Origin of the sequence: Corynebacterium sp. LK2537 (assembly GCF_040946485.1) — a bacterium.
Lineage (GTDB): Bacteria > Actinomycetota > Actinomycetes > Mycobacteriales > Mycobacteriaceae > Corynebacterium.
Genome location: NZ_JAYWLQ010000005.1, coordinates 140521 through 162071, shown reverse-complemented (window position 1 = coordinate 162071; position 21551 = coordinate 140521). Strand labels below are relative to the sequence as shown.

General features: G+C 64.2%; 28 protein-coding genes and 1 riboswitch. Of the genes, 20 read left to right on the top strand and 8 right to left on the bottom strand.

Annotated features, from left to right (window positions below; genetic code table 11):
* Positions 1-61: 61 nt before the first annotated feature.
* Positions 62-177: riboswitch (TPP riboswitch) on the top strand.
* The 4 genes from VVS03_RS08370 (at position 167) to VVS03_RS08355 (ending at position 3641) form a co-directional block, all read left to right on the top strand.
* The gene (locus VVS03_RS08370) at positions 167-751 is read left to right on the top strand and encodes an ECF transporter S component (protein ID WP_368520764.1); all 585 of its coding nucleotides are present in this window, start codon (positions 167-169) and stop codon (positions 749-751) included. Its footprint overlaps the riboswitch before it by 11 nt.
* Complete coding sequence (locus tag VVS03_RS08365; protein ID WP_368520765.1) at positions 744-2219, top strand: ABC transporter ATP-binding protein; 1476 nt, start codon at positions 744-746, stop codon at positions 2217-2219. Before VVS03_RS08370 ends, VVS03_RS08365 begins: the two co-directional genes overlap by 8 nt.
* Complete coding sequence (locus VVS03_RS08360; protein WP_368520766.1) at positions 2212-2982, top strand: energy-coupling factor transporter transmembrane protein EcfT; 771 nt, start codon at positions 2212-2214, stop codon at positions 2980-2982. Before VVS03_RS08365 ends, VVS03_RS08360 begins: the two co-directional genes overlap by 8 nt.
* A gap of 8 nt (positions 2983-2990) precedes the next feature.
* Positions 2991-3641 carry a hypothetical protein gene (locus VVS03_RS08355; RefSeq protein WP_368520767.1) on the top strand — a complete coding sequence of 217 codons (651 nt, stop codon included), beginning with the start codon at positions 2991-2993 and terminating at the stop codon, positions 3639-3641.
* Positions 3642-3671: 30 nt separating this feature from the next.
* Here VVS03_RS08355 and VVS03_RS08350 read toward each other — a convergent pair whose 3' ends face one another.
* Entirely contained in the window at positions 3672-4361 is a 690-nt protein-coding gene (locus tag VVS03_RS08350) for an anaerobic ribonucleoside-triphosphate reductase activating protein (protein WP_368520768.1), read from the bottom strand.
* Positions 4342-6156: a ribonucleoside triphosphate reductase gene (locus VVS03_RS08345; protein ID WP_368534254.1), complete on the bottom strand. Its 1815-nt coding sequence runs from the start codon at positions 6154-6156 to the stop codon at positions 4342-4344. Before VVS03_RS08345 ends, VVS03_RS08350 begins: the two co-directional genes overlap by 20 nt.
* A 555-nt stretch (positions 6157-6711) precedes the next feature.
* On the opposite strand from VVS03_RS08345, the gene rpsL reads away from it, so the two are divergent.
* The 5 genes from rpsL (at position 6712) to VVS03_RS08320 (ending at position 12403) form a co-directional block, all read left to right on the top strand.
* Entirely contained in the window at positions 6712-7083 is a 372-nt protein-coding gene (rpsL, locus tag VVS03_RS08340; protein WP_290224662.1) for a 30S ribosomal protein S12, read from the top strand.
* A 6-nt stretch (positions 7084-7089) separates the two neighbouring features.
* A complete protein-coding gene (rpsG, locus tag VVS03_RS08335; RefSeq protein ID WP_070768185.1) occupies positions 7090-7557 on the top strand; it encodes a 30S ribosomal protein S7 in 468 nt (155 codons plus the stop codon).
* A 211-nt stretch (positions 7558-7768) separates the two neighbouring features.
* Positions 7769-9898 (top strand): elongation factor G, encoded by a 2130-nt coding sequence (gene fusA, locus VVS03_RS08330; RefSeq protein WP_368520770.1) that lies wholly within the window; start codon positions 7769-7771, stop codon positions 9896-9898.
* Between the two features lie 426 nt (positions 9899-10324).
* Complete coding sequence (gene tuf / locus VVS03_RS08325) at positions 10325-11515, top strand: elongation factor Tu (protein ID WP_368521361.1); 1191 nt, start codon at positions 10325-10327, stop codon at positions 11513-11515.
* A gap of 150 nt (positions 11516-11665) precedes the next feature.
* Positions 11666-12403, top strand: coding sequence for a hypothetical protein (locus VVS03_RS08320; protein WP_368534255.1), 738 nt, complete (start codon positions 11666-11668; stop codon positions 12401-12403).
* 33 nt (positions 12404-12436) lie between these two features.
* On the opposite strand, the gene amaP is transcribed toward VVS03_RS08320, so the two are convergent.
* Genes amaP through VVS03_RS08290 form a run of 6 tightly spaced genes read right to left on the bottom strand, consistent with a single transcriptional unit; the run spans position 12437 to position 15522 of the window.
* Entirely contained in the window at positions 12437-12997 is a 561-nt protein-coding gene (amaP, locus tag VVS03_RS08315; protein WP_368520773.1) for an alkaline shock response membrane anchor protein AmaP, read from the bottom strand.
* Complete coding sequence (locus VVS03_RS08310) at positions 12990-13565, bottom strand: DUF6286 domain-containing protein (protein ID WP_368520774.1); 576 nt, start codon at positions 13563-13565, stop codon at positions 12990-12992. The genes amaP and VVS03_RS08310 overlap by 8 nt, the downstream gene beginning before the upstream one ends.
* Entirely contained in the window at positions 13555-14475 is a 921-nt protein-coding gene (locus tag VVS03_RS08305) for an Asp23/Gls24 family envelope stress response protein (RefSeq protein ID WP_368534256.1), read from the bottom strand. The genes VVS03_RS08310 and VVS03_RS08305 overlap by 11 nt, the downstream gene beginning before the upstream one ends.
* Positions 14475-14672, bottom strand: a complete 198-nt coding sequence (locus tag VVS03_RS08300; RefSeq protein ID WP_368520776.1) for a hypothetical protein — start codon at positions 14670-14672, stop codon at positions 14475-14477. Before VVS03_RS08300 ends, VVS03_RS08305 begins: the two co-directional genes overlap by 1 nt.
* A gap of 46 nt (positions 14673-14718) precedes the next feature.
* Positions 14719-15102 (bottom strand): hypothetical protein, encoded by a 384-nt coding sequence (locus tag VVS03_RS08295; RefSeq protein ID WP_368534257.1) that lies wholly within the window; start codon positions 15100-15102, stop codon positions 14719-14721.
* Between the two features lie 6 nt (positions 15103-15108).
* Positions 15109-15522: an Asp23/Gls24 family envelope stress response protein gene (locus tag VVS03_RS08290; protein WP_368520843.1), complete on the bottom strand. Its 414-nt coding sequence runs from the start codon at positions 15520-15522 to the stop codon at positions 15109-15111.
* Between the two features lie 837 nt (positions 15523-16359).
* Between VVS03_RS08290 and rpsJ the strand changes: the two genes are divergently transcribed.
* From rpsJ to rpsQ, 11 genes are read left to right on the top strand one after another with little or no spacing between them, the layout of a single operon-like run.
* On the top strand, positions 16360-16665 hold the full coding sequence (rpsJ, locus tag VVS03_RS08285) for a 30S ribosomal protein S10 (protein ID WP_003848085.1): 306 nt from the start codon (positions 16360-16362) through the stop codon (positions 16663-16665).
* A gap of 32 nt (positions 16666-16697) precedes the next feature.
* Positions 16698-17354, top strand: coding sequence for a 50S ribosomal protein L3 (rplC, locus tag VVS03_RS08280; RefSeq protein ID WP_368520778.1), 657 nt, complete (start codon positions 16698-16700; stop codon positions 17352-17354).
* The gene (rplD, locus tag VVS03_RS08275) at positions 17351-18016 is read left to right on the top strand and encodes a 50S ribosomal protein L4 (protein WP_368534258.1); all 666 of its coding nucleotides are present in this window, start codon (positions 17351-17353) and stop codon (positions 18014-18016) included. Before rplC ends, rplD begins: the two co-directional genes overlap by 4 nt.
* Entirely contained in the window at positions 18009-18311 is a 303-nt protein-coding gene (rplW, locus tag VVS03_RS08270) for a 50S ribosomal protein L23 (protein ID WP_368534259.1), read from the top strand. Before rplD ends, rplW begins: the two co-directional genes overlap by 8 nt.
* 28 nt (positions 18312-18339) lie before the next feature.
* Positions 18340-19176, top strand: coding sequence for a 50S ribosomal protein L2 (gene rplB, locus VVS03_RS08265; protein WP_368520780.1), 837 nt, complete (start codon positions 18340-18342; stop codon positions 19174-19176).
* A gap of 13 nt (positions 19177-19189) precedes the next feature.
* Positions 19190-19468 (top strand): 30S ribosomal protein S19, encoded by a 279-nt coding sequence (gene rpsS / locus VVS03_RS08260; RefSeq protein ID WP_040084843.1) that lies wholly within the window; start codon positions 19190-19192, stop codon positions 19466-19468.
* 3 nt (positions 19469-19471) lie between these two features.
* Positions 19472-19834: a 50S ribosomal protein L22 gene (gene rplV, locus VVS03_RS08255; RefSeq protein WP_070768198.1), complete on the top strand. Its 363-nt coding sequence runs from the start codon at positions 19472-19474 to the stop codon at positions 19832-19834.
* A complete protein-coding gene (rpsC, locus tag VVS03_RS08250) occupies positions 19834-20580 on the top strand; it encodes a 30S ribosomal protein S3 (protein ID WP_070768199.1) in 747 nt (248 codons plus the stop codon). Before rplV ends, rpsC begins: the two co-directional genes overlap by 1 nt.
* A gap of 3 nt (positions 20581-20583) precedes the next feature.
* Positions 20584-21000 carry a 50S ribosomal protein L16 gene (gene rplP / locus VVS03_RS08245; protein ID WP_368520781.1) on the top strand — a complete coding sequence of 139 codons (417 nt, stop codon included), beginning with the start codon at positions 20584-20586 and terminating at the stop codon, positions 20998-21000.
* Positions 21000-21230 (top strand): 50S ribosomal protein L29, encoded by a 231-nt coding sequence (rpmC, locus tag VVS03_RS08240; RefSeq protein WP_070768201.1) that lies wholly within the window; start codon positions 21000-21002, stop codon positions 21228-21230. Before rplP ends, rpmC begins: the two co-directional genes overlap by 1 nt.
* A gap of 2 nt (positions 21231-21232) precedes the next feature.
* Positions 21233-21541 carry a 30S ribosomal protein S17 gene (gene rpsQ, locus VVS03_RS08235; protein WP_070768202.1) on the top strand — a complete coding sequence of 103 codons (309 nt, stop codon included), beginning with the start codon at positions 21233-21235 and terminating at the stop codon, positions 21539-21541.
* The last annotated feature ends 10 nt before the right edge of the window (positions 21542-21551 follow it).

Genomic DNA, 21551 nt, shown 5'->3' with positions numbered 1-21551 from the left:
CCCCGCCCGTGCAGGTGATTTTGTCGTGCGCAGGGGCTTGCTATGCTAAACGCCTGTACAACTAAACAAACGCGGGAGCTGCTGGAGGCAATGTCCAGCGGCTGAGATGGCCTTGGGGCCGAACCGTAGAACCTGATCCGGGTAATGCCGGCGCGAGGGAGGAAAAATGCCGAATAGGCTTCATTGGCGTGTTGTAGACATCGTGGTTGCATCCATCTTGGGTGTGGCCTGCGGTCTGATTTTCTTGCTGTGGAACACCGTGGGGTACGCGTGGTTCATGGCCATGGATAGCCTCACACCGGGGTTCGGGGGACTGGCCACCGGTATCTGGCTGCTGGGCGGCGTCATTGGCGGCTTGGTGATTCGCAAGCCGGGCGCGGCCATCTTCGTCGAGGTCCTGGCGGCCTCGGTCTCCGCGGCGCTGGGCAGCCAGTGGGGCATCGAGACGCTCTACTCCGGCCTGGCCCAGGGCCTGGGCGTCGAGATCGTCTTGGCGATCTTCGCCTACCGGAACTTCAAGCTGCCGGTGGCGGCGCTGTCCGGCATCGGCGCGGGAATCGGCGCGTTCATCCTGGAGCTGTTCACGTCCGCCAACCTGGCCAAGTCGCTGGAATTCAACCTCATCTACCTGTCCTGCCTGATGATCTCCGGCGCCATCCTGGCCGGCGTGCTCGGCTACTACCTGGTCCGCGCCCTGGCGCGCACCGGCGCCCTGGACCGGTTTGCGGTAGGCCGGGAAGCCCGTGCCTAGTCTCGCTGCCAGCCACCCGACGGGACTTGCGGCCCGGGGCTTTGGCTGGCAGCACGCCGGGCGCAACCGGGCGGCGCTCAAAGATATTGAGCTCGATATCGCACCGGGCGAGCGGGTCCTGCTGTGCGGGGACTCCGGCTCCGGCAAGTCGACGCTGCTGGCCGCCTTCGCGGGCGTGCTGGGCGGCGATGACGAGGGCGAGCAGACCGGCGAGCTGACGCTCTACGACGCCGCCGGCCACCGCGAGGCGCCCGGGCGCACCGTCCCGGTGGGGCTGGTGCTCCAGGACCCGGACGCGCAGGTGATCGCCTCCCGCGTGGGCGATGACGTCGCCTTCGGGTGCGAGAACCTCGGCGTGGAAAGGGAAGAGATCTGGCGCCGGGTGCGCCACGCCTTGGACGTGGTGGGCCTGGACGTCGGCCTGGACCACCCGACGCAGCGCCTGTCCGGCGGGCAGAAGCAGCGCCTGGCGCTGGCCGGGATCATTGCCATGGGCGCGGGTCTCATCCTGCTCGACGAGCCCACGGCCAACCTGGACCCGCAGGGTGCCCGGGACGTCATCGCCGCGGTGCGCGAGACCGTCGAGGCCACCGGCGCGACGCTCGTCGTGGTTGAGCACAACTACTCCGGCTGGGAAGACCTGCTGGACCGCGCGATTATGCTCAGCGACGGGCGCGTGAGCGCGGATTCCACCGTCGCGGACGTGGCTGCCGCCCGGGCGGTGACTGGTCTGCCGGAAGCCCGGCCGGTTGCCCCGCACGCGCCGGCCGCGATGTTCTCGCGCGAGCTGGTCACCCGCTTCGGCCCGCCGCGCAGCTACGAGATCCCGGCCGGGGCCTCCACCGTGATTACCGGGCCGAACGGCTCCGGCAAGACCACCTGGCTGATGACCATGGCCGGCCTGCTCGCCCCGGTCAGCGGCCAGATCGGCATGTCGGAGGTGGTCGCCCGCGGGCTGCCGCCCACCCCGCGCAAGTGGAAGTCGCGGCAGCTGGCGCACCGCATTGGCTACGTCTTCCAGAACCCGGAACACCAATTCGTGGCCCGCAGCGTGGCCGAGGAGCTGCGCGTGGGCCCAACGGTGATGGGCGAGGAGGTGCCGACCGCGCGCATCGACGAGCTGGTGGAGCGCCTCCGGCTCGGGCACCTGCTGGAGGCCAACCCGTTCACGCTCTCCGGCGGGGAGAAGCGCCGCCTGTCCGTGGCCACCGCCCTGGTGACCGCGCCGGCGGTGGTCCTCCTCGACGAACCCACCTTCGGCCAGGATCCGTCTACCTTCGCCGAGCTAGTCGTCATGCTGCGCGAGCTCGTCGACGCCGGCACCACGATCGCCTCCATCACCCACGACGAGATGTTCATCGCGGCGCTGGGCGATGCCCGCATCCGCGTCACGGCCCCCGAGGCCGCGCCCAGCGTGCCAGCCAGTCGCGCCCGCGGCCGCCGGCGAGGGGAGGGGCGGAATGCCTAATATCCTGGCGACTGTCAACCCGGTGACCCGGCTGGCGCTGATGGTCATCATCACCACGCCGCTGCTGCTCAGCCTGGACTGGGTCAGCGCGACCGTCTCCCTGGGCCTGACGGTGCTGCTCGCCCCGCTGTGCGGGGTGCCCTGGCCCCGGCTGATCCGGCTGGCCTGGCCCCTGCTGATTATCGCCCCGCTGTCGGGCATCTCCATGCTGCTCTACGGCCGGCCGGGCGGGAAGGAGTACTTCTCCGTCTGGCTGGCGGTGGTCACGGAGAACTCGGTCGAGCTGGCCATCGCGGTGATGATCCGTGTCCTGGCCGTGGCCCTGCCCGTGGTGGTGCTGGCCCGCGACATCGACCCGACGGAGCTGGGCGACGGCCTGGCCCAGGTGCTGCGGCTGCCCGCGCGCTTTGTCATCGGCGCGGTGGCCGGCGTGCGCATGGCCACCCTCTTCAAAGACGACTGGGCGTCCATGGAACGGGCCCGCCGGGCTCGGGGGCTGACCGACCGCGGCCGGATTGCGCACATGGCCTCGATGTCCTTCGGCCTGCTGGTCGTGGCCCTGCGGCGCGGCGGCAAGCTCGCCACGGCGATGGAGGCCCGCGGTTTCGGCCGCACCCCGCCGCACGGCAGGAGCCGGACCTGGGCCCGCGAATCCCGCCTGCGCACCCAAGACTGGCTGGTCATGGCCGGTGCCGTAGTACTCGCGGCCGTCCCGGTGGTAGTTTCGGTAATCACGAACTCTTGGCGATTTTTTGGATTGTGATAGCTTCTATGCCCTCTGACCAGCCCGAGCAACCTGCTAGTGGCGTCGTGGACGAGCCCTTCCCGTCCGCGGCGGCGCTAAAACACTTGAGCATCGACCGGCAGCAGGCCCACGTGGTCGCGCGGGTTTTGCAGCTCGCCGCTGAGACCAAGCGGCCGATGAAGCCCGTCACCGTGCTCATCGACGGCCCGTCGGGGGCGGGAAAGACCTGGCTGTCGGCCCGCCTGGCCGAGCGCGATAACTGCCAGGTCGTACACCTGGACGAGTTCTACCCGGGCTGGCACGGCCTGGACCGTGGTTCGGAGATGGTCTACGAGCACGTCCTGCGCCAGATGAACCCCGGCTACTGGCGCTGGGACTGGGAAGCCAACGCCCCCGGCGAATGGATGAGCCTAGACGCACGCGACGACCTCATCGTCGAGGGCGTGGGCTCGGTAACCCCGGAATCCCTGGCCACCGCCCGCGAGCGCGGCAGCGTCGTGGCGGTCTGGGTCACCGGGCCGCGCGAAGAGCGCAAAGAGCGCGCGCTGGGCCGCGATCCGTATTACGCCGAGTGGTTCGAGGTCTGGGAGGACCAAGAAAAGGAACACTTCGCAGAACTCGAGGCCGCCGGAATCGAATTCGACGTCCACTGGGACTGGACCCCGGCGCAAGACTAGCGGAGGCAGAAAGCCCGCCGCGCTAGCCGCCTAACCGCGGTAATAGCCCTCGGCATCGCAGCCGCGGGCGGCCTGGACCACCAGCTCGCTTCCCCGCGCCCGCGCCGCGGCCTTAAGCTCCGGCAGATGGCCTTCTACCGCGGAGCCGGGCCAGGAGGTGGTGCGCAGCTGCAGCCCCATGCCGTGGGCGTGGGCGGCGTCCGCGGCGATATCCAGGCTCTGCCACATCCGGTGAGCTACCGCGGGTGTTACCCCGGCCACGGCGGGCAAGTCCCCGGGCAGGCCCTTGACGTCCAGGCCTATCCAGTCCGGCCGGGTGTCCGGATCCGCCAGCAGGCGCCGCAGCCGCGCCGGGCTATAGCCACTGGTGTGCAGCCCCACCGGGAAACCGGCGGCGTGGGTGCGGCGGATGGCATCGGCCAGCCCCGGTACGGCCAGCGGCTCCCCGCCGGAGATGACCAGGGCATCGATAAGCCCCCTGCGCGCGTGCAGGAGGTCGAGCACCTCCTCGAAGCCCTGGTCGCCGCCGCTGCCGCCGAGCGGCTGGAGCGCCGGGTTGTGGCAGTAGCGGCAGCGCAGCGGGCAGCCCTGCACGAAGGCCGTGATCGTAAGCTTGCCCGGCCAGTCACAGGTGGAAAAGGGGATGACCCCCGCGACGGGCAGCGAGGGGTTGGCCGGCCCGGCGGAGGCGCCCGGGGGATTAATTGCCTTGGCCGACATAAGACTCCGCGAAGTACTCGCGCTCGTGGAACTCGCCCTGCTTGCCGGTGTTGAAGCTGGACACGGGCCGGAAATAGCCCATCACGCGGGTCCACATCTCCGTAGCCTCGCCGCACTCCGGGCACTGTGGGTGCTCGCCGGAGATATAGCCGTGCGAGGCGCAGATGGAAAACGTCGGCGTGATGGTGATGTACGGCAGACGGAAGGTGCTCAGCGCCCGCTTGACCAGCTTGGCGCAGGCGGCGCCGGAGGACATGGCCGAGCCCATGTACAGGTGCAGGACGGTACCGCCGGTGTACTTGGACTGCAGATCCTCCTGGGCGGCCAGGGCGGCGAAGGGATCCGGGGTATGCGCCACCGGCAGCTGGGAGGAGTTGGTGTAGTAGGGCTGCGCCGCGGTGCCGGCCTGCAGGATGCCCGGGAAGCGCTCCTTGTCCTCACGGGCAAAGCGGTAGGTGGCGCCCTCGGCCGGGGAGGCCTCCAGGTTGTAGAGGTGCCCGGTGCGCTCCTGGGCCCGGGTCAGCAGGGCGTTGACGTGGTCCAGCAGGCGCGCGACCTGGTCGTGGCCCTGCGGATCGGTGAGGTCGTAGGCGTCCTGGGTGAAGTTGCGGATCATCTCGTTGCAGCCGTTGACGCCGATGGTGGAGAAGTGGTTGTCCAGGCTGGGCAGCCAGCGCCGCGTGTAAGGGTAGAGGCCGCGGTCCAGGTTTTCCTGGACGAAGGCGCGGCGGCGTTCCAGGGTATCCACGGCGAGGTCGACCAGCTCGGTCACGCGGGCCAGCAGCGCCTCCTCGTCGCCGCGGTAGAGGTAGCCCAGCCGCGCGCAGTTGAGGGTGACCACCCCGATGGAGCCGGTCAGTTCCGCCGAGCCGAACAGGCCGTTGCCGCGCTTGAGCAGCTCCGTCAGGTCGAGCTGCAGCCGGCAGCACATGGAGCGCACCATGCCGGGATCCAGATCCGAGTTGAGGAAGTTCTGGAAATAGGGCAGCCCGTAGCGCGCGGTCATGGTGAACAGGGCCTGGGCGTTCGGGCTGTCCCAGTCGAAGTCCTCGGTGATGTTGTAGGTAGGGATGGGGAAGGTAAACGGCCGGCCGTCGGCGTCCCCGGCGGACATGACCTCCAGGAAGGCGCGGTTGATAAGGTCCATCTCCGCCTGCAGGTCCCCGTAGCGGAAGTCGACGGGCTCGCCGCCGATGAGCGGGGTGATATCCGCCAGGTCGGCCGGGCAGGTCCAGTCGAAGGTGAGGTTGGTAAAGGGCGTCTGCGTGCCCCAGCGCGAGGGAACGTTGAGGTTGAAGACGAACTCCTGCAGGGTCTGCTTCACCTGCTCGTAACTCAAGTTGTCCAGACGCACGAAGGGGGCCATGTAGGTGTCAAAGCTGGAGAAGGCCTGCGCGCCCGCCCATTCGTTCTGCAACGTGCCCAGGAAGTTGACGGCCTGGCCGCACGCGGCAGACAGGTGCTTGGGCGGGGCGGAGCTGACCGTGGCGGGCACGCCGCCAAAGCCTTCCTCTAGCAGCTGGCGCAGCGACCAGCCGGCGCAGTAGCCGGAGAGCATGTCCAGGTCGTGGATGTGGAGATCGCCGTCCCGGTGCGCTTGACCGGCCGCGGAGGAGAAGACGTGGTTGAGCCAGTAGTTAGCGGTGACCTTGCCGGAGGTGTTGAGCACCATCCCGCCCAGGGAGTAGTCCTGGTTGGCGTTGGCGTGGATGCGCCAGTCGGCGCGCTCGAGGTACTCGTCCAGGGTGGACTGCACGTCGATGCTCGTGTGCCGTGCGGGGTGCTGGGAAGCCATGGGTGTCCTTTCGGTTAGGAGAAGCGGTGAAGTCGTCGCGGCAGGGCCGGTGCCGCGTGCCCGGGGTGGGCCAATTAAAAGCGCTTTCGATGGACAACATAGCTGTAATTTCGGCGGTGTGAGTTAGCCGAAACTCCATATATTCCGGTGTGATAGATCACGACTCCAACATGTTGTGGTTTGGGTCCAGAGTTCGCTGCGCGAACCGGAGGCCATGTAGTGGCCGTGACATCCGCCCCAGTCCGCCGTTCGGCCTACCCCTTCGGCGGGGAGGGGAAAGTTCCGTGGACTTTGTCACTAGGGTTTCGGATCGGCGGCGTTTCAGTGCGGCAGAGCTTCGGCCCGGCGGTGATTTTTCTCTTCGGGGTGTTATCCGGTAAAGTACCAAAGGTCTCGTCGTATATGTGCGGCGAAGAAGTCTGATCCTTAAACTGGCCGCGGCTAGGGTAAAGGTTCTGGACGTGCGGCAGGGCCCCGGAAAAGAGCCCTCATTTTTGCATGTTTAGTCCTCTTATCCGGCGGCCGGACGTAGAAGTCAACAGAAAGACTGAAAATATGCCAACTATTCAACAGCTGGTCCGCAAGGGCCGCCACAGCAAGCGCAGCGAGGTGTCCACCGCTGCGCTGAAGGGCTCCCCGCAGCGTCGTGGCGTGTGCACCCGCGTGTACACCACCACGCCGAAGAAGCCGAACTCGGCACTGCGTAAGGTCGCCCGTGTTCGTCTGACCTCCGGCATCGAGGTTTCCGCCTACATCCCGGGTGAGGGCCACAACCTGCAGGAGCACTCCATGGTGCTGGTGCGCGGTGGTCGTGTGAAGGACCTTCCGGGTGTCCGTTACAAGATCATCCGTGGCGCGCTGGATACCCAGGGCGTCAAGGACCGCAAGCAAGCTCGTTCCCGTTACGGCGCGAAGAAGGGACAGTAATAAAAAATGCGTAAGAATGCTGCTCCGAAGCGTCCGGTTGTAAAGGATCCCGTTTACCAGTCTGAGCAGGTTACTCAGCTGGTCAACAAGGTCCTTAAGGACGGTAAGAAGTCGACCGCAGAGCGTATCGTCTACGGTGCGCTGGAAATGTGCCGCGAGAAGACCGGTACCGAGCCGGTTGACACGCTGGAAAAGGCTCTGGGCAACATCCGCCCGGATCTTGAGGTTCGCTCCCGCCGTGTCGGTGGCGCTACCTACCAGGTGCCGGTGGAGGTCCGTCCGGGCCGCGCCAACACCCTGGCCCTGCGTTGGCTGGTGACCTTCACCCGCCAGCGTCGTGAGAACACCATGATTGAGCGTCTGGCCAATGAGATCCTGGACGCCTCCAATGGTCTGGGTGCTTCCGTGAAGCGTCGCGAAGACACCCACAAGATGGCCGAGGCCAACCGCGCCTTCGCCCACTACCGCTGGTAATTTCCAGCAGACTGCACACATATGCCCGAGTAACGACAACCTAGTTTTCGCGCCGTCGCACGGCGCCCATAACTTGATAATCGTTGCTCGGGCATTTGTCTAGCAGGCCACTTTGGGTGTTTTAGGCGCCCATGTGCTGCTAAAGCGGCTTAATAGTGGCACAATTGACCGAGAACTATCCGTTTAACGACTATGAGTTGGGGTAAAGACTGTGGCACAAGAAGTGCTTAAGGATCTGAAGAAGGTCCGCAATATCGGCATCATGGCCCACATCGATGCTGGTAAGACCACCACGACCGAACGTATCTTGTTCTACACCGGTATTAACCGCAAGGTAGGCGAGACCCACGATGGTGCCTCCACGACTGACTGGATGGAGCAGGAGAAGGAGCGCGGCATCACCATTACGTCCGCCGCCGTGACCTGTTTCTGGGAAGGCAACCAGATCAACATCATCGACACCCCGGGCCACGTGGACTTCACCGTTGAGGTGGAGCGCTCCCTGCGTGTTCTGGACGGTGCCGTCGCCGTCTTCGACGGTAAGGAAGGTGTCGAGCCCCAGTCCGAGCAGGTGTGGCGTCAGGCTGCTAAGTACGACGTTCCGCGTATCTGCTTTGTCAACAAGATGGACAAGCTGGGCGCTGACTTCTACTTCACCGTGCAGACCATCATCGACCGCCTGGGCGCTAAGCCGTTGGTTATGCAGCTGCCGATCGGCGCTGAGGATGACTTCGACGGCGTCGTCGACCTGCTCGAGATGAAGGCCATCACCTGGCGCGGCAAGGTCGAGACCGGTGCTGAGCCGACCATCGAGGAGATCCCGGAGGACCTCAAGGACAAGGCCGCCGAGTACCGCGAGAAGCTGGTTGAGGCTGTCGCCGAGTCCGACGAAGAGCTGATGGAGAAGTACTTCGGCGGCGAAGAGCTGACCATCGAGGAGCTCAAGGCCGGCATCCGCAAGCTGACCATCAACTCCGAGATCTACCCGGTCCTGTGTGGTACCGCTTACCGCAACAAGGGTGTCCAGCCGCTGCTGGACGCCGTCGTCGACTACCTGCCGACCCCGATGGACGTCGGCGAGGTGCACGGCCACGCTGTGGGCAACGAAGACGAGGACATGACCCGTAAGCCGTCCAAGGACGAGCCGTTCTCCGGTCTGGCCTTCAAGATCGCTGCTCACCCGTTCTTCGGTCAGCTGACCTTCGTGCGCGTCTACTCCGGCCGCGTGCAGCCCGGTGACGAGGTTATCAACTCCACCAAGGGCAAGAAGGAGCGCATCGGCAAGATCTTCCAGATGCACGCCAACAAGGAGAACCCGGTGGATGAGGCCGTGGCCGGCAACATCTACGCCATCATTGGCCTGAAGGACATCACCACCGGTGACACCCTCTGCGCCAAGGATGCCCCGATCATCCTGGAGTCCATGGACTTCCCGGACCCGGTTATCAAGGTCTCCATCGAGCCGAAGACCAAGGCCGACCAGGAGAAGCTGGGTACCGCCATCCAGAAGCTGGCGGACGAGGACCCGACCTTCACCGTCGAGCTGGACGAAGAGACCGGCCAGACCGTCATCGGCGGCATGGGCGAGCTCCACCTGGACGTCCTGGTCGACCGCATGAAGCGCGAGTTCAAGGTCGAGGCCAACATTGGTAACCCGCAGGTTGCTTACCGCGAGACCATTAAGAAGCCGGTGAAGTCCCTGGACTACACCCACAAGAAGCAGACCGGTGGTTCCGGCCAGTTCGCAAAGGTCATCGTCTCCATCGAGCCGTACAACCCGGATCCGGAGACCCTGGAAGAGGGCGAGAACCCGCAGTACAAGTTCGTCAACGAGGTCACCGGTGGCCGCGTTCCGAAGGAGTACATCCCGTCCGTCGACGCTGGTATCCAGGACGCCATGCAGTACGGCTACCTGGCAGGCTTCCCGCTGGTCAACATCAAGGCCACCCTGGAAGACGGCGCTTACCACGACGTCGACTCCTCGGAGATGGCCTTCAAGCTGGCCGGCTCCCAGGTCCTGAAGGAAGCTGTCGCCAAGGCAAAGCCGACCCTGCTCGAGCCGCTGATGGCCGTCGAGGTCGTCACCCCGGAGGAATACATGGGCACCGTTAACGGTGACATCAGCTCCCGCCGTGGCCAGGTCTTCGCTATGGAAGACCGCGCTGGCGCCAAGGTCGTCAAGGCCAAGGTCCCGCTGTCCGAGATGTTCGGCTACATCGGCGACCTGCGTTCCTCGACCGCCGGCCGTGCGAACTTCACCATGGTCTTCGACTCCTACGCTGAGGTTCCCTCCAGTGTGGCCCAGGAGATCATCGCTGAGCGCACCGGCAACGCCAGCTAGGGGTAGTACCCACCCCGGCAACCACTTGGGGTTTTAGCGACCCCGAGAACCTAGGAAGCTTGCGCGTTTGGTATTCTGCGCTAGGGAATGCCAGACCCTTCCTAGGAACTAGGTCGGGCCGGTAGCGGTCGGGCTGAGCCTCGTAGAATCGCAGTGTTAACATCGCGATATTGCAGGCTGAGCCGGCCGTTACCGCTCACCTAGGATCCGCAAAGATTCTTGTCGAGAGATAACGTCCGCACTAACTTCCGCGGACAGACTTCCCGCGAGGGCAGTTTGAAATATCCGCGGCATAAATCTAGGATCGTGTAACTGGCACGTAAAGAAAGCGTCATAAGCACGCGGTAACAACCCACGTGCCTATGGCAACTGTCAACCACGTGGCTGCGAAGGTCGTAGCCACCATATAGTCCAGGAGGACATACAGTGGCAAAGGAGAAGTTCGAGCGTTCGAAGCCGCACGTTAACATCGGCACCATCGGACACGTCGACCACGGCAAGACCACCACTACCGCAGCGATCACCAAGGTGCTGGCTGACGAGTACCCGGAAGAGAACACCGCTTTCGCTTTCGACATGATCGATAAGGCTCCGGAGGAGAAGGAGCGCGGTATTACCATCAACATCTCCCACGTTGAGTACTCCACCCCGAAGCGCCACTACGCACACGTGGACGCCCCGGGCCACGCCGACTACATCAAGAACATGATTACCGGCGCTGCTCAGATGGACGGTGCTATCCTGGTCGTCGCCGCTACCGACGGCCCGATGCCGCAGACCCGCGAGCACGTTCTGCTGGCTCGCCAGGTTGGCGTTCCGTACATCCTCGTTGCACTGAACAAGTGCGACATGGTCGATGATGAGGAAATCATCGAGCTGGTCGAGATGGAGATCCGCGAGCTGCTGGGCGAGCAGGACTTCGACGAGGAAGCTCCGATCGTTCACATCTCCGCTCTGAAGGCTCTCGAGGGCGACGAGAAGTGGGTTAAGTCCATCGTTGAACTGATGGATGCCTGCGACGAGTCCATCCCGGATCCGGAGCGCGAGACCGACAAGCCGTTCCTGATGCCGATCGAGGACATCTTCACCATTACCGGCCGCGGCACCGTCGTGACCGGCCGTGTTGAGCGTGGCCGTCTCGAGGTCAACGAGGACGTCGAGATCATCGGTATCAAGGACAAGTCCATGTCCACCACCGTCACCGGTATCGAGATGTTCCGCAAGATGATGGACTACACCGAGGCTGGCGACAACTGTGGTCTGCTGCTGCGTGGTACCAAGCGCGAAGAGGTCGAGCGTGGCCAGGTTGTCATCAAACCGGGCGCTTACACCCCGCACACCAAGTTCGAGGGTTCCGTCTACGTCCTGAAGAAGGAAGAGGGCGGCCGCCACACCCCGTTCATGGACAACTACCGTCCGCAGTTCTACTTCCGCACCACCGACGTTACCGGCGTCATCAAGCTGCCGGAAGGCACCGAGATGGTTATGCCGGGCGACAACGTTGAGATGAGCGTTGAGCTGATCCAGCCGGTCGCTATGGACGAGGGCCTGCGCTTCGCTATCCGCGAGGGCTCCCGCACCGTCGGCGCTGGCCGCGTTACCAAGGTTGTCGAGTAATCGATACCCCTAACGGGCCGCGCTAAGGCGTAATAGATTAAGCCGCTTCCCCTAAAGGGGAGGCGGCTTTTTCGCGTCTTCAGGCTGTGGCGCGCCGCCGCTCAGGGTGGGCGGGGAGGCTCCCAGGCGCGGTGTAATAGAGTTGGACGGGTGCATGATCCAACCCGTATTGAAAAGACGCTAGCCGCCCTCCAGGAGGCCTGGGAGGGCCGGCCGGAGGAGTCCCTGGCCACTATCTTCGCGCAGCTGGCAGAACGGGGGATTGGCTGGGGTACTGCGGATGCGGACCTGGTCGCCGCTCTGGAGCAGATGGCGCGGGAGCGCCCGGCGCTGCTGCCTACCGAGGGCGGGGTGGCCCAGGGCAGCTGGCTGGTGACCACGCAAGCGCCTACCGCGCGCGTGATGGTCTATCCGGAACGAATTGTCGTGCGCTCCTTCCGGGAAGACGGCGGGCAGGTCCGCGCCCTGCAGCCGGTGGTCTGGGACTATTCGCGCCTGCGCCCGACCGGGCCGGCGCGCCCGCTGGTGGTGGCGGACGCGGACGGGATAGAGCACCGCCTGGGCGTGTGCGAGTCCCTCCAGCGCGTCGCGAACGAAGAGATCGCCCACGCGCAGGAGATGCTGGCCTCGGCCACGCGGGAGAAGCCCCTGCGGCGCCGGGAGGTGGGAGATACCGTCTGGGTGATAAAGACCGACCAGGACCAGACGCTGGTGCTCGGCCACGGTCTGCGGGTCTATTCCGCCGGCCGCCGGGACCTGCAGCAGCGGAGCCTGAAGTGGGAGAAGATAGAACAATGCCGCCCGGGCGGACAGATGGTTGTCTGCCTGCCGGGCGGCGAGGTGGCGCGCTTCGGCGCCATCGAGGACGTGCTCGTCGCGGAGTGCTAGGGCCAGTTTGCCGGCCCTAGACCCGGCGGCTTTCTAGCGCGCCTTCAGCTTGGAGTAGTGGAGCTTGTACGTGGTGTCCACGTCCATCTCCGGGAACGCCAGGCGGAAGTCGCTCTCGCACTGCTCGATCTCTGCGCGCAGGTCCGCCAGGGGCTTTTCCGCGCTGCTGATGACGGTGTAGGCGATGGTCGGCCGCTTGCGGTCGTAGGTCACGCGCCGGTCCACGGTCTCCACGCCGTCGAGGTTTTCCAGGGCGCTGGCGATACCCCCGGCAATCGGGTTCATCGACATGGTCACCTGGCCCTCGTCGTTGGAAGCCGAAGAGGTCAGCTTGTTGAAGCGGTGCGGCCGCGAGTTCGCCACGATGATCCACAGGCCCAGGATGAAGGCCACGACGGCCGTGCCGGCCAAGACGTAGACCCACCAGGACTGTTCGCTGAGGCTGCCCCAGACGTCGTGGTTGACCCACTCGGCGGCCTGGTTGGCGAAGCTGACATCAAAGTGCATCAGGATGGGCCACAGGCCCAGCACGACGAGGATAACGCCCAGCAGGAAGAACAGCAGGCGGTCAACGGTTGCTAGTGCTCTAGACATTGGTTTCGACCTCCTGGACCGGCTCGACGGTCACGCTGACCCGCGGGGTGGACTCCAGCGTCTGCAGTGCTTGGCTGACGGCTTCCTCCACGCGCGGGGCCAGCGCCGGGTCTTCGGTGTCGCCGTTGACGGTGATCTTGACGTTCTTGTCCGTGGCCTGGGTGCGGGCGGCCGCAACGCCGGGGACCTGGCGGGCCACCGCGCTGGAGCGGCGGGCCACGTCCACGGCGCGCAGCCAGACCGAGGACCGCTCGGACTCGAGGCGCATGTGGGTCTTCCGGCGCGGCTTGAAGGCCACGATGAGGAAGATAAGGCCCACCACGACCGCGGCCACGCCGGCCCAGATCATCCAGGTCTCCAGGTTCTCCCGCGCCACCAGGTCGGTGACCGGGGTGACCCAGGAGCTGGCGTTGGCGTCGGTGGCCACGAGCCAGGTCTCCCGGCCGGCCATGACGGCCAGCGCGAGCAACAACAGGCCCAGGAAGATGGCCCAGCCGCGCGCGGCGGGGGAGGCCTTGGGCTGCTGGCCCAGACCGACGATTTCCTGGTTGTCGGAATTAGCGGACATCGTAGCCTCCCTTCGGCGGTTGCGGCTGAGGCGCCTTCTGGCGCTTATGGAACGGGACGATTTCGGGGCTGCGGACCTGCAGCGGCGTGACCTCGATCTGGCGCAGCGGCTCCGGGCGGGGCGCGTAGACGTGCGCCGGCGACGGATTGGCGGGCCGGATCTCGATTCGGCGCAGCGGCTGGCTGGACGCGGTGCGCACCGGGCGCGGTTCGTGCTCGAAGGCCTCGCCGTGGACGCGCAAGCGTGCCGGGGCAGGGGACTGCACCGAGCGCGGGGTAACCGGCTCCGGGGTCACCGGGCTGGTGACCTGAGCCTCGCGCGGCTGTGCAATCTGGCGCGGGCGGAACGGGGAGGCGTCCGCGGACACGGAACGCACCTCCGGCTCGCGGCCGGCGTCGATGGACCGCAGGCGGACCGGCTCCGGGGAGTGGATCTCCGCGAGCTTGTCGATGCCGCGTACCGTCTCCGGCTGCCAGATGCGGTGCGGGTTGACCTGCGGGCTAAACGCCGCGGCGTGCGGGCGGGCGGCCACGCTGGTCGGCGCGATGCGCTCGCCCGGGACCACGGTGCCCACGGAGACGTTGACCCGGGTGGTCTCGTAGTCCGTGTAGGTGCGCGCGGCCTCCGCGATGGCGGCACGAACCTGCTCGGCCACCTGGGTTACGGGCGCGGGCCACGTGACCGCGATGGAAGCCTCCACCGCGAGGACGCGGCGGTAGGAATCTACCTGGGTTTGCACGCGCGGGAAGCCGCGGCCGGCGATACCGGCGAGCTTCGAGTCCACGTCGCAGGTTCCGGGCACGGAACGGATGGCTGCCGTGACCAACTTGTCGAAAGTGCGGATGGAGATATCCGTCGCGCCAGCGTTATCCGCCCCGGCCCCAGTGGGGTTGTTCGGGGTGTCGGTCATTAGCCTTGGCCCTTGTCTTTGCCGATGATGTTGTACCAGATTTCGGACAGGTTAATGCGGCCATCAAAGTGTGCGCCGATGACGCCGCCGATGGCGCCGAACAAGATCGCGAGCAGCACCAGGGGCAGGTTGCCCAGAATGATGGCGAAGGCCAAAACAACACCGGCGACGATGCCGTAAGTGGTGTAGTTGTTCATAGGTTTACCCTTCGTTGGGAAAGTAGAAGTCGGGCTGTTTGCTCGTCTACGAGGTCGGGCCAGTAGCCGACGGGGCAGCGGAAGAATCCGCGTTCGCTACAGCGGAGGCGTTCGGGACAGCATCAGCGATCCGGACGTCGACGCGTTGCAGCTCGGGAACGGTTTCCCGGGCCTTGTCGCGCACGCGGTCGGCCAGATCGTGGAGATCCCTAGTGCGGGAAAGATCCGCGACCACCTGGATTTCGATCTGCGTTTCGTCGCGCTGGTGCAGTTGACGGATGCCCGGGATGCGTTGACCCGGGAAATACAGAGAGACTTCCCCGAAGCGTCCGCCGAAAAGCTCGGCGACGCCGGGAAGTCCTTCCAGTGCTGCAGCTAGCCCTTGGGCCTGGTCTGCCTCTAAGAGGAAGCGAGAACGGGGGCTGGGCATGAGTTACTACGCCTGGTTGCCGGCGATGGCCTGCTGCTCGTTGTCGTCGTTGTCTTCCTCCGGCAGCTTCACGTCGTGGACGATGACGTCGACGCGGTCAACGTTCAGACCGGTCATGCGCTCCACAGCGTTCATGATGTTGCGGCGGATGGCCTCGGCCAGCTCGTGGATGGCCACGCCGTACTCGGCGATGATGGCGACCTCGACGGAAGCGGTGCCCTCGGAAACCTCAACGGACACGCCCTGGCGGACGTCCTCGGAAGCGCCGAAGGACTCGCGGATGGAGCCCAGCATGCGGGCGCCGCCGCCACCCAGGGCGGAAACGCCGGAGACCTCGCGGGCGGCGATGCCGGAGATCTTGGCCACCACGTCGTCATCGATGGTGGTGGTGCCGTACTCGGTCTCCAGGTTGGAGTTCACCTTGCGCCGGGAGACCTCCTCGCCGCCGACCTTCTGGGCCGGGGCGTTCTGGGAAGCGGAATCCTGGACCTTGGTCACGTCAGTCTTGGTCTCGTTAGCCGAGTTGTTGTTGGAGTTCTTGCCGGAGTTTGCGGTGTTGTTAGCCACAGCTATTTCCCTTTCAATAATGGGCTTTTATTTACGCCCCAAAGTATACGGAGATTTAGCGGAACCGGCTCGTTATTAATGCGGGGATAGACAAATCTTTATTTAAAGGTGATTTTTGGCACTGTTTGGGCAGTGGTTTGGAAAAAGCGAATCTACGTGCTTTAATACAAGGGTTGCTTTAACACGGCAGCGTGTCCTTCGGACTGACGGGAGGGCCGCAGTACTTAGCTACGGCGGGGTTCCCACAGGGAAGGCGGAAGACGCTGGCGCTGGTAAGGCGAACATGACGCTTTCGCATAGGGCCTGCTCTGGCAGGTGCTAACGAAGGTCTAAGGATCGGGCTAGGTCCGCGTTTGAGCAGAGACATCCCGAGAATTAGAACCGGAGAAGGGGCATGGCAAATAAACAGCGGCAGTATAGTAAATCGGTTCGGATTGCCACGTGTAATGCGTGAAAACCGTCCTCGAGTAGCTTGAATTGACTTCGGGTCTTGTACCCCGAAAAGAAGTCGGCGCCTGTTTTTGCCAGGCCGAGTACTTCTTCGTCGTCATGGCAGTCAAGACAACTGGCGTTGCGCCCAGGCCCCTGGCCCGGACAACGTTATAGAGAAATCGAGAAGCAAGTTTCCACCGCTTCACGCCCCGGAAGAACCGGGTATGTGAAAGTGGGAAAGCGAGAAAGAGGATAAGCGTGGCGGGACAAAAAATCCGCATTCGGCTGAAGGCCTATGACCACGAGGCTATCGACGCTTCTGCCAAGAAGATCGTCGAAACTGTCACCCGCACGGGTGCCCGTGTCGTTGGCCCGGTGCCGCTGCCGACCGAAAAGAACGTATACGCCGTCATTCGTTCTCCACACAAGTACAAGGACTCTCGCGAGCACTTCGAAATGCGCACCCACAAGCGCCTGATCGACATTCTCGACCCGACGCCGAAGACCGTTGACGCCCTGATGCGCATCGATCTTCCGGCAAGTGTCGACGTGAACATTCAGTGATCGACGAATAGAACTTTGGTGGAGAAATACTAATGAGTGAAAACGAGATCAAGGGCATTCTGGGCCGCAAGCTCGGCATGACCCAGGTCTTCGACGAGGAGAACCGCGTTGTGCCGGTCACCGTCGTCGAGGCTGGGCCGTGCGTTGTCACCCAGATTCGTACCGTAGAAACCGATGGCTACAACGCCATCCAGATCGCCTTCGGCGACATGGATCCCCGCAAGGCTAAGAAGCCGGCCGCTGGCCACTTCAAGAAGGCTGGCGTGACCCCGCGTCGCCACGTGGCCGAGATCCGCATGGACGACACCTCCGCTTACGAGGTCGGCCAGGACGTGACCGTTGAGATCTTCGAAGGCGTTGACTTCGTGGATGTCACCGGCACCACCAAGGGCCACGGCTACGCCGGCGCTATGAAGCGCCACGGCTTCGCCGGCCAGGGCGCTGCCCACGGTAACCAGGCTGCTCACCGCCGCGTCGGCGGTATCGGCGGCGCTGCTACCCCGGGCCGCGTCTTCAAGGGTAAGCGCATGGCTGGCCGCATGGGCCAGGACCGCGTTACCACGCAAAACCTGAAGGTTCAGAAGATCGATGCCGAGTCCAACCTGCTGCTCATCAAGGGTGCTATCCCGGGTGCTCGCGGCGGACTCGTCACCGTTAAGACCGCAGTGAAGGGCGGTGCACACGCATGAGCAACCTTAAGCTAGACGTCCAGACCGCTGAGGGTAAGACCAACGGCTCCGTGGAGCTGCCGGCTGAAATCTTTGACACCGAGGCATCCATCGCTTTGATGCACCAGGTCGTCACCGCTCAGCTGGCCGGCGCCCGTCAGGGCACCCACGCCACCAAGACCCGCGGCGATGTCCGCGGCGGTGGCCGCAAGCCGTTCCGCCAGAAGGGCACAGGCCGAGCTCGTCAGGGCTCCATCCGCGCCCCGCACTACACTGGCGGCGGCACCGTGCACGGTCCGCAGCCGCGTAACTACGCGCAGCGTACCCCGAAGAAGATGATCAAGGCTGCTCTCTTCGGCGCACTGTCCGACCGTGCTCGCAACGAGCGCATCCACGTCATCGAAGAGCTGGTTCCGGGCCAGAAGCCGTCCACCAAGTCGGCTAAGGCCTTCCTCGAGCGCCTGACCGACCGCAAGAACGTGCTGCTGGTCATCGGCCGCGAGGACCTGAACGCTCGCCGCAGCGCCAACAACCTGGAAAACGTCCACATCCTGGACGCTGGCCAGCTGAACACCTACGACGTCCTGAACGCGGACGACGTTGTGTTCTCCGTTGAGGCTCTGCATACCTTCGTCACCCGCGTGAACGGCGCTGACGAGGCCAAGGAGGTCAACAATGGCTAAGACCGTTAACCCGCGCGATATCATTATCGCCCCGGTCGTCTCTGAAAAGTCCTACGGCCTGATGGAGCAGAACGTCTACACGTTCTTCGTCGCCAAGGACTCCAACAAGACCCAAATCAAAGATGCCGTAGAGCAGATCTTCGGCGTGACGGTCGACTCCGTCAACACCGTTAACCGCGAGGGCAAGCTGAAGCGCACCCGCACCGGTTTCGGCCGACGCAAGTCCACCAAGCGCGCCTACGTGACGCTCCGTGAGGGCAGCGACTCCATCGACATCTTCGGCGCTGGCGCCTAAGAGGAAAGTCGAGAAGTAAGGAAGAATTATGGCTATTCGTAAGTACAAGCCGACAACTCCGGGTCGCCGCGCATCCTCCGTGTCTAAGTTCGAGGAAATCACTCGTTCTACTCCGGAGAAGTCCCTGCTGCGTCCCCTGAGCAAGACCGGCGGCCGTAACAACTACGGTCGCATCACCACCCGCCACATCGGCGGTGGCCACAAGCGCCGTTACCGTCTGATCGACTTCCGTCGTAACGACAAGGACGGCATCCCGGCAAAGGTCGCTCACATCGAGTACGACCCGAACCGCACCGCAAACATCGCTCTGCTCCACTACGTGGACGGCGAGAAGCGCTACATCATCGCACCGAAGGGCCTGAAGCAGGGCACCATGGTCGAGTCTGGCGCCAACGCCGATATCAAGACCGGTAACAACTTGCCGCTGCGCAACATCCCGACCGGTACCATCATCCACGCTGTAGAGCTGAAGCCGGGCGCTGGCGCTAAGCTGGCCCGCTCCGCTGGTGCTTCTATCCAGCTGCTGGGTAAGGAAGGCAAGTACGCAGTCCTGCGTATGCCGTCTTCCGAAATCCGCCGCGTGGACATCCGCTGCCGCGCTACCGTCGGTGAGGTCGGCAACGCTGACCAGATGAACATCCGTTGGGGCAAGGCCGGCCGTTTGCGTTGGAAGGGCGTTCGCCCGACCGTCCGTGGTGTTGTTATGAACCCGGTCGACCACCCGCACGGTGGTGGTGAGGGTAAGACTTCCGGTGGTCGCCACCCGGTTTCCCCGTGGGGCCAGAAGGAAGGCCGTACCCGCAACCCGAACCGTTACTCCAACAACATGATCGTGCGCCGTCGTCGCCCGAACAAGAAGCGCTAAGAGGAGGTAAAAAATGCCACGCAGCCTAAAGAAGGGCCCCTTCGTCGATGAGCACCTCCTCAACAAGGTAGATGCTCAGAACGAGGCAGGCACCAAGCAGGTCATCAAGACCTGGTCCCGCCGTTCGACCATTTTGCCGGACTTCATTGGCCACACCTTCGCCGTCCACGACGGCCGGAAGCATGTGCCGGTGTTTGTCGACGACTCCATGGTCGGCCACAAACTGGGCGAGTTCGCCCCCACCAAGACCTTTAAGGGTCACGTCAAGGATGACAAGAAGGGACGTCGATAAGCGATGAGTGACACCATCACCAACGCCAGCGCTACGGCCCGTTACGTCCGCGTAACCCCGATGAAGGCGCGCCGCGTTATCGACCTGGTACGCGGTAAGTCCGTATCCGAGGCACTGGCTATCCTGAAGTACGCCCCGCAGGGCGCTGCTAAGCCGGTCGCTAAGGTCGTTGCCTCGGCCGCTGCTAACGCTGAGAACAACTTCGGGCTCGACCCGAAGACCCTGGTCATCTCCGAGGCTTACGCCAACGAGGGTCCGACCATGCGTCGTTTCCAGCCGCGCGCCCAGGGCCGCGCATTCATGATCCGTAAGCGCACCAGCCACATCACCGTGGTGGTCGAGAGCCAGCAGGAAGGGGCCAAGTAATGGGCCAGAAAATCCATCCTCACGGCCTACGTTTGGGCATCACTTCCGACTGGAAGACCCACTGGTACGCCGATAAGGACGACTACGCAAAGTACGTAGCCGAAGACATCAAGATCCGCGAGTACCTGTCCACGGGCCTCGAGCGCGCCGGCATCGCCGACGTCGTCATCGAGCGCACCCGTGACCGCGTCCGCGTCGACATTCACACCGCCCGCCCGGGCATCGTGATCGGTCGCCGCGGTGCTGAGGCCGACCGCATCCGCCGCGGGCTGGAAAAGCTCACCGGCAAGATGGTTGCCCTCAACATCCTCGAGGTCAAGCAGGTCGACGCCAACGCCACCCTGGTTGCTCAGTCCATCGCTGAGCAGCTGGTCAACCGCGTTGCTTTCCGCCGCGCCATGCGTAAGGCCATCCAGTCCGCTATGCGCCAGCCGCAGGTCAAGGGCATCAAGGTCCTCTGCTCTGGTCGTCTGGGCGGCGCTGAGATGTCCCGCACCGAGCGCTACCACGAAGGCCGCGTTCCGCTGCACACCCTGCGTGCGGAAATCGACTACGGCACCGCAGAGGCCCACACCACCTTCGGCCGCATCGGCATCAAGGTGTGGATCTACAAGGGTGACGTTGTCGGCGGCGTACGCGAATCCGAACTGAACGCTCCGGCGCAGGGCCGCGGCCGCGACCGTGGTGGTCGTTCCCGCCGTGGCGGCCAGCGCCGTCAGCGCGCACAGCAGAAGCAGGAGGGCTAATCCATGCTGATTCCTAAGCGCGTCAAGTACCGTCGTCAGCACCGCCCGGGTCGGCGCGGTGTCTCCAAGGGCGGTAACCGCATCAACTTCGGTGATTACGCCATCCAGGCTCTGGAGCCGGCTTACATCACCAACCGTCAGATTGAGGCCGCACGTATTGCCATCAACCGCCACGTCAAGCGCGGTGGCAAGGTGTGGATCAACATCTTCCCGGACCGTCCGTTGACCCAGAAGCCGCTCGGCGTTCGTATGGGTTCCGGTAAGGGCCCGGTCGAGAAGTGGGTGGCTAACGTTAAGCCGGGCCGCGTTCTTTTCGAGATGAGCTACCCGAACGAGGCCACTGCTGTTGAGGCTCTGCGCCGTGCCGGCCAGAAGCTTCCGTGCAAGGTCCGCATCATCAAGAAGGAGGACCAGTTCTAATGGCTACCGGTACCCCCGCCCACGAGTTCCGCGAGCTCGACAACTCCGAGCTGGAAAACCGCCTGAAGGATGCGAAGGAAGAGCTGTTCAACCTCCGTTTCCAGAAGGCAACTGGCCAGCTGACCAACAACCGCCGCGTCAGCGTTGTAAAGCGCGACATCGCCCGCATTTACACCGTTCTGCGTGAGCGCGAGTTGGGCCTGTCCGTTGCTCCGGGAGCTGAGGCTTAATCATGAGTGAGGCAAACGTGACTGAATCCAAGAAGCAACCGACTCCGAAGAAGGAGAAGGAAAAGGGCGCCCGCAAGGTCCGCACCGGCTACGTGGTTTCTGACAAGATGCAGAAGACTATTGTCGTCGAGCTCGAAGACCGCAAGCAGCACGCCCTGTACGGCAAGATCATGCGCTCCAACTCCAAGGTGAAGGCGCACGACGAAGACGAGATCGCCGGCGTCGGCGACCGCGTCCGCATCGCCGAGACCCGCCCGCTGTCCAAGGACAAGCACTTCCGTCTCGTCGAGATCGTCGAGAAGGCTAAGTAAAACCTAGCCC

Bases quoted from the DNA above. Each gene is read 5' to 3' on its own strand.
- rpsC (WP_070768199.1), top strand. From the start codon at position 19,834: ATGGGCCAGAAAATCCATCCTCACGGCCTACGTTTGGGCATCACTTCC.
- VVS03_RS08360 (WP_368520766.1), top strand. From the start codon at position 2,212: ATGCCTAATATCCTGGCGACTGTCAACCCGGTGACCCGGCTGGCGCTG.
- rpsQ (WP_070768202.1), top strand. From the start codon at position 21,233: ATGAGTGAGGCAAACGTGACTGAATCCAAGAAGCAACCGACTCCGAAG.
- VVS03_RS08370 (WP_368520764.1), top strand. From the start codon at position 167: ATGCCGAATAGGCTTCATTGGCGTGTTGTAGACATCGTGGTTGCATCC.
- rplW (WP_368534259.1), top strand. From the start codon at position 18,009: ATGGCTAAGACCGTTAACCCGCGCGATATCATTATCGCCCCGGTCGTC.
- rplB (WP_368520780.1), top strand. From the start codon at position 18,340: ATGGCTATTCGTAAGTACAAGCCGACAACTCCGGGTCGCCGCGCATCC.
- amaP (WP_368520773.1), bottom strand. From the start codon at position 12,997: ATGTCTAGAGCACTAGCAACCGTTGACCGCCTGCTGTTCTTCCTGCTG.
- VVS03_RS08345 (WP_368534254.1), bottom strand. From the start codon at position 6,156: ATGGCTTCCCAGCACCCCGCACGGCACACGAGCATCGACGTGCAGTCC.
- rpsL (WP_290224662.1), top strand. From the start codon at position 6,712: ATGCCAACTATTCAACAGCTGGTCCGCAAGGGCCGCCACAGCAAGCGC.
- rplC (WP_368520778.1), top strand. From the start codon at position 16,698: ATGAGTGAAAACGAGATCAAGGGCATTCTGGGCCGCAAGCTCGGCATG.
- VVS03_RS08350 (WP_368520768.1), bottom strand. From the start codon at position 4,361: ATGTCGGCCAAGGCAATTAATCCCCCGGGCGCCTCCGCCGGGCCGGCC.
- rpsG (WP_070768185.1), top strand. From the start codon at position 7,090: ATGCGTAAGAATGCTGCTCCGAAGCGTCCGGTTGTAAAGGATCCCGTT.
- VVS03_RS08355 (WP_368520767.1), top strand. From the start codon at position 2,991: ATGCCCTCTGACCAGCCCGAGCAACCTGCTAGTGGCGTCGTGGACGAG.
- rpsS (WP_040084843.1), top strand. From the start codon at position 19,190: ATGCCACGCAGCCTAAAGAAGGGCCCCTTCGTCGATGAGCACCTCCTC.
- rplV (WP_070768198.1), top strand. From the start codon at position 19,472: ATGAGTGACACCATCACCAACGCCAGCGCTACGGCCCGTTACGTCCGC.
- VVS03_RS08300 (WP_368520776.1), bottom strand. From the start codon at position 14,672: ATGAACAACTACACCACTTACGGCATCGTCGCCGGTGTTGTTTTGGCC.
- VVS03_RS08310 (WP_368520774.1), bottom strand. From the start codon at position 13,565: ATGTCCGCTAATTCCGACAACCAGGAAATCGTCGGTCTGGGCCAGCAG.
- rplD (WP_368534258.1), top strand. From the start codon at position 17,351: ATGAGCAACCTTAAGCTAGACGTCCAGACCGCTGAGGGTAAGACCAAC.
- rplP (WP_368520781.1), top strand. From the start codon at position 20,584: ATGCTGATTCCTAAGCGCGTCAAGTACCGTCGTCAGCACCGCCCGGGT.
- VVS03_RS08295 (WP_368534257.1), bottom strand. From the start codon at position 15,102: ATGCCCAGCCCCCGTTCTCGCTTCCTCTTAGAGGCAGACCAGGCCCAA.
- rpmC (WP_070768201.1), top strand. From the start codon at position 21,000: ATGGCTACCGGTACCCCCGCCCACGAGTTCCGCGAGCTCGACAACTCC.
- VVS03_RS08305 (WP_368534256.1), bottom strand. From the start codon at position 14,475: ATGACCGACACCCCGAACAACCCCACTGGGGCCGGGGCGGATAACGCT.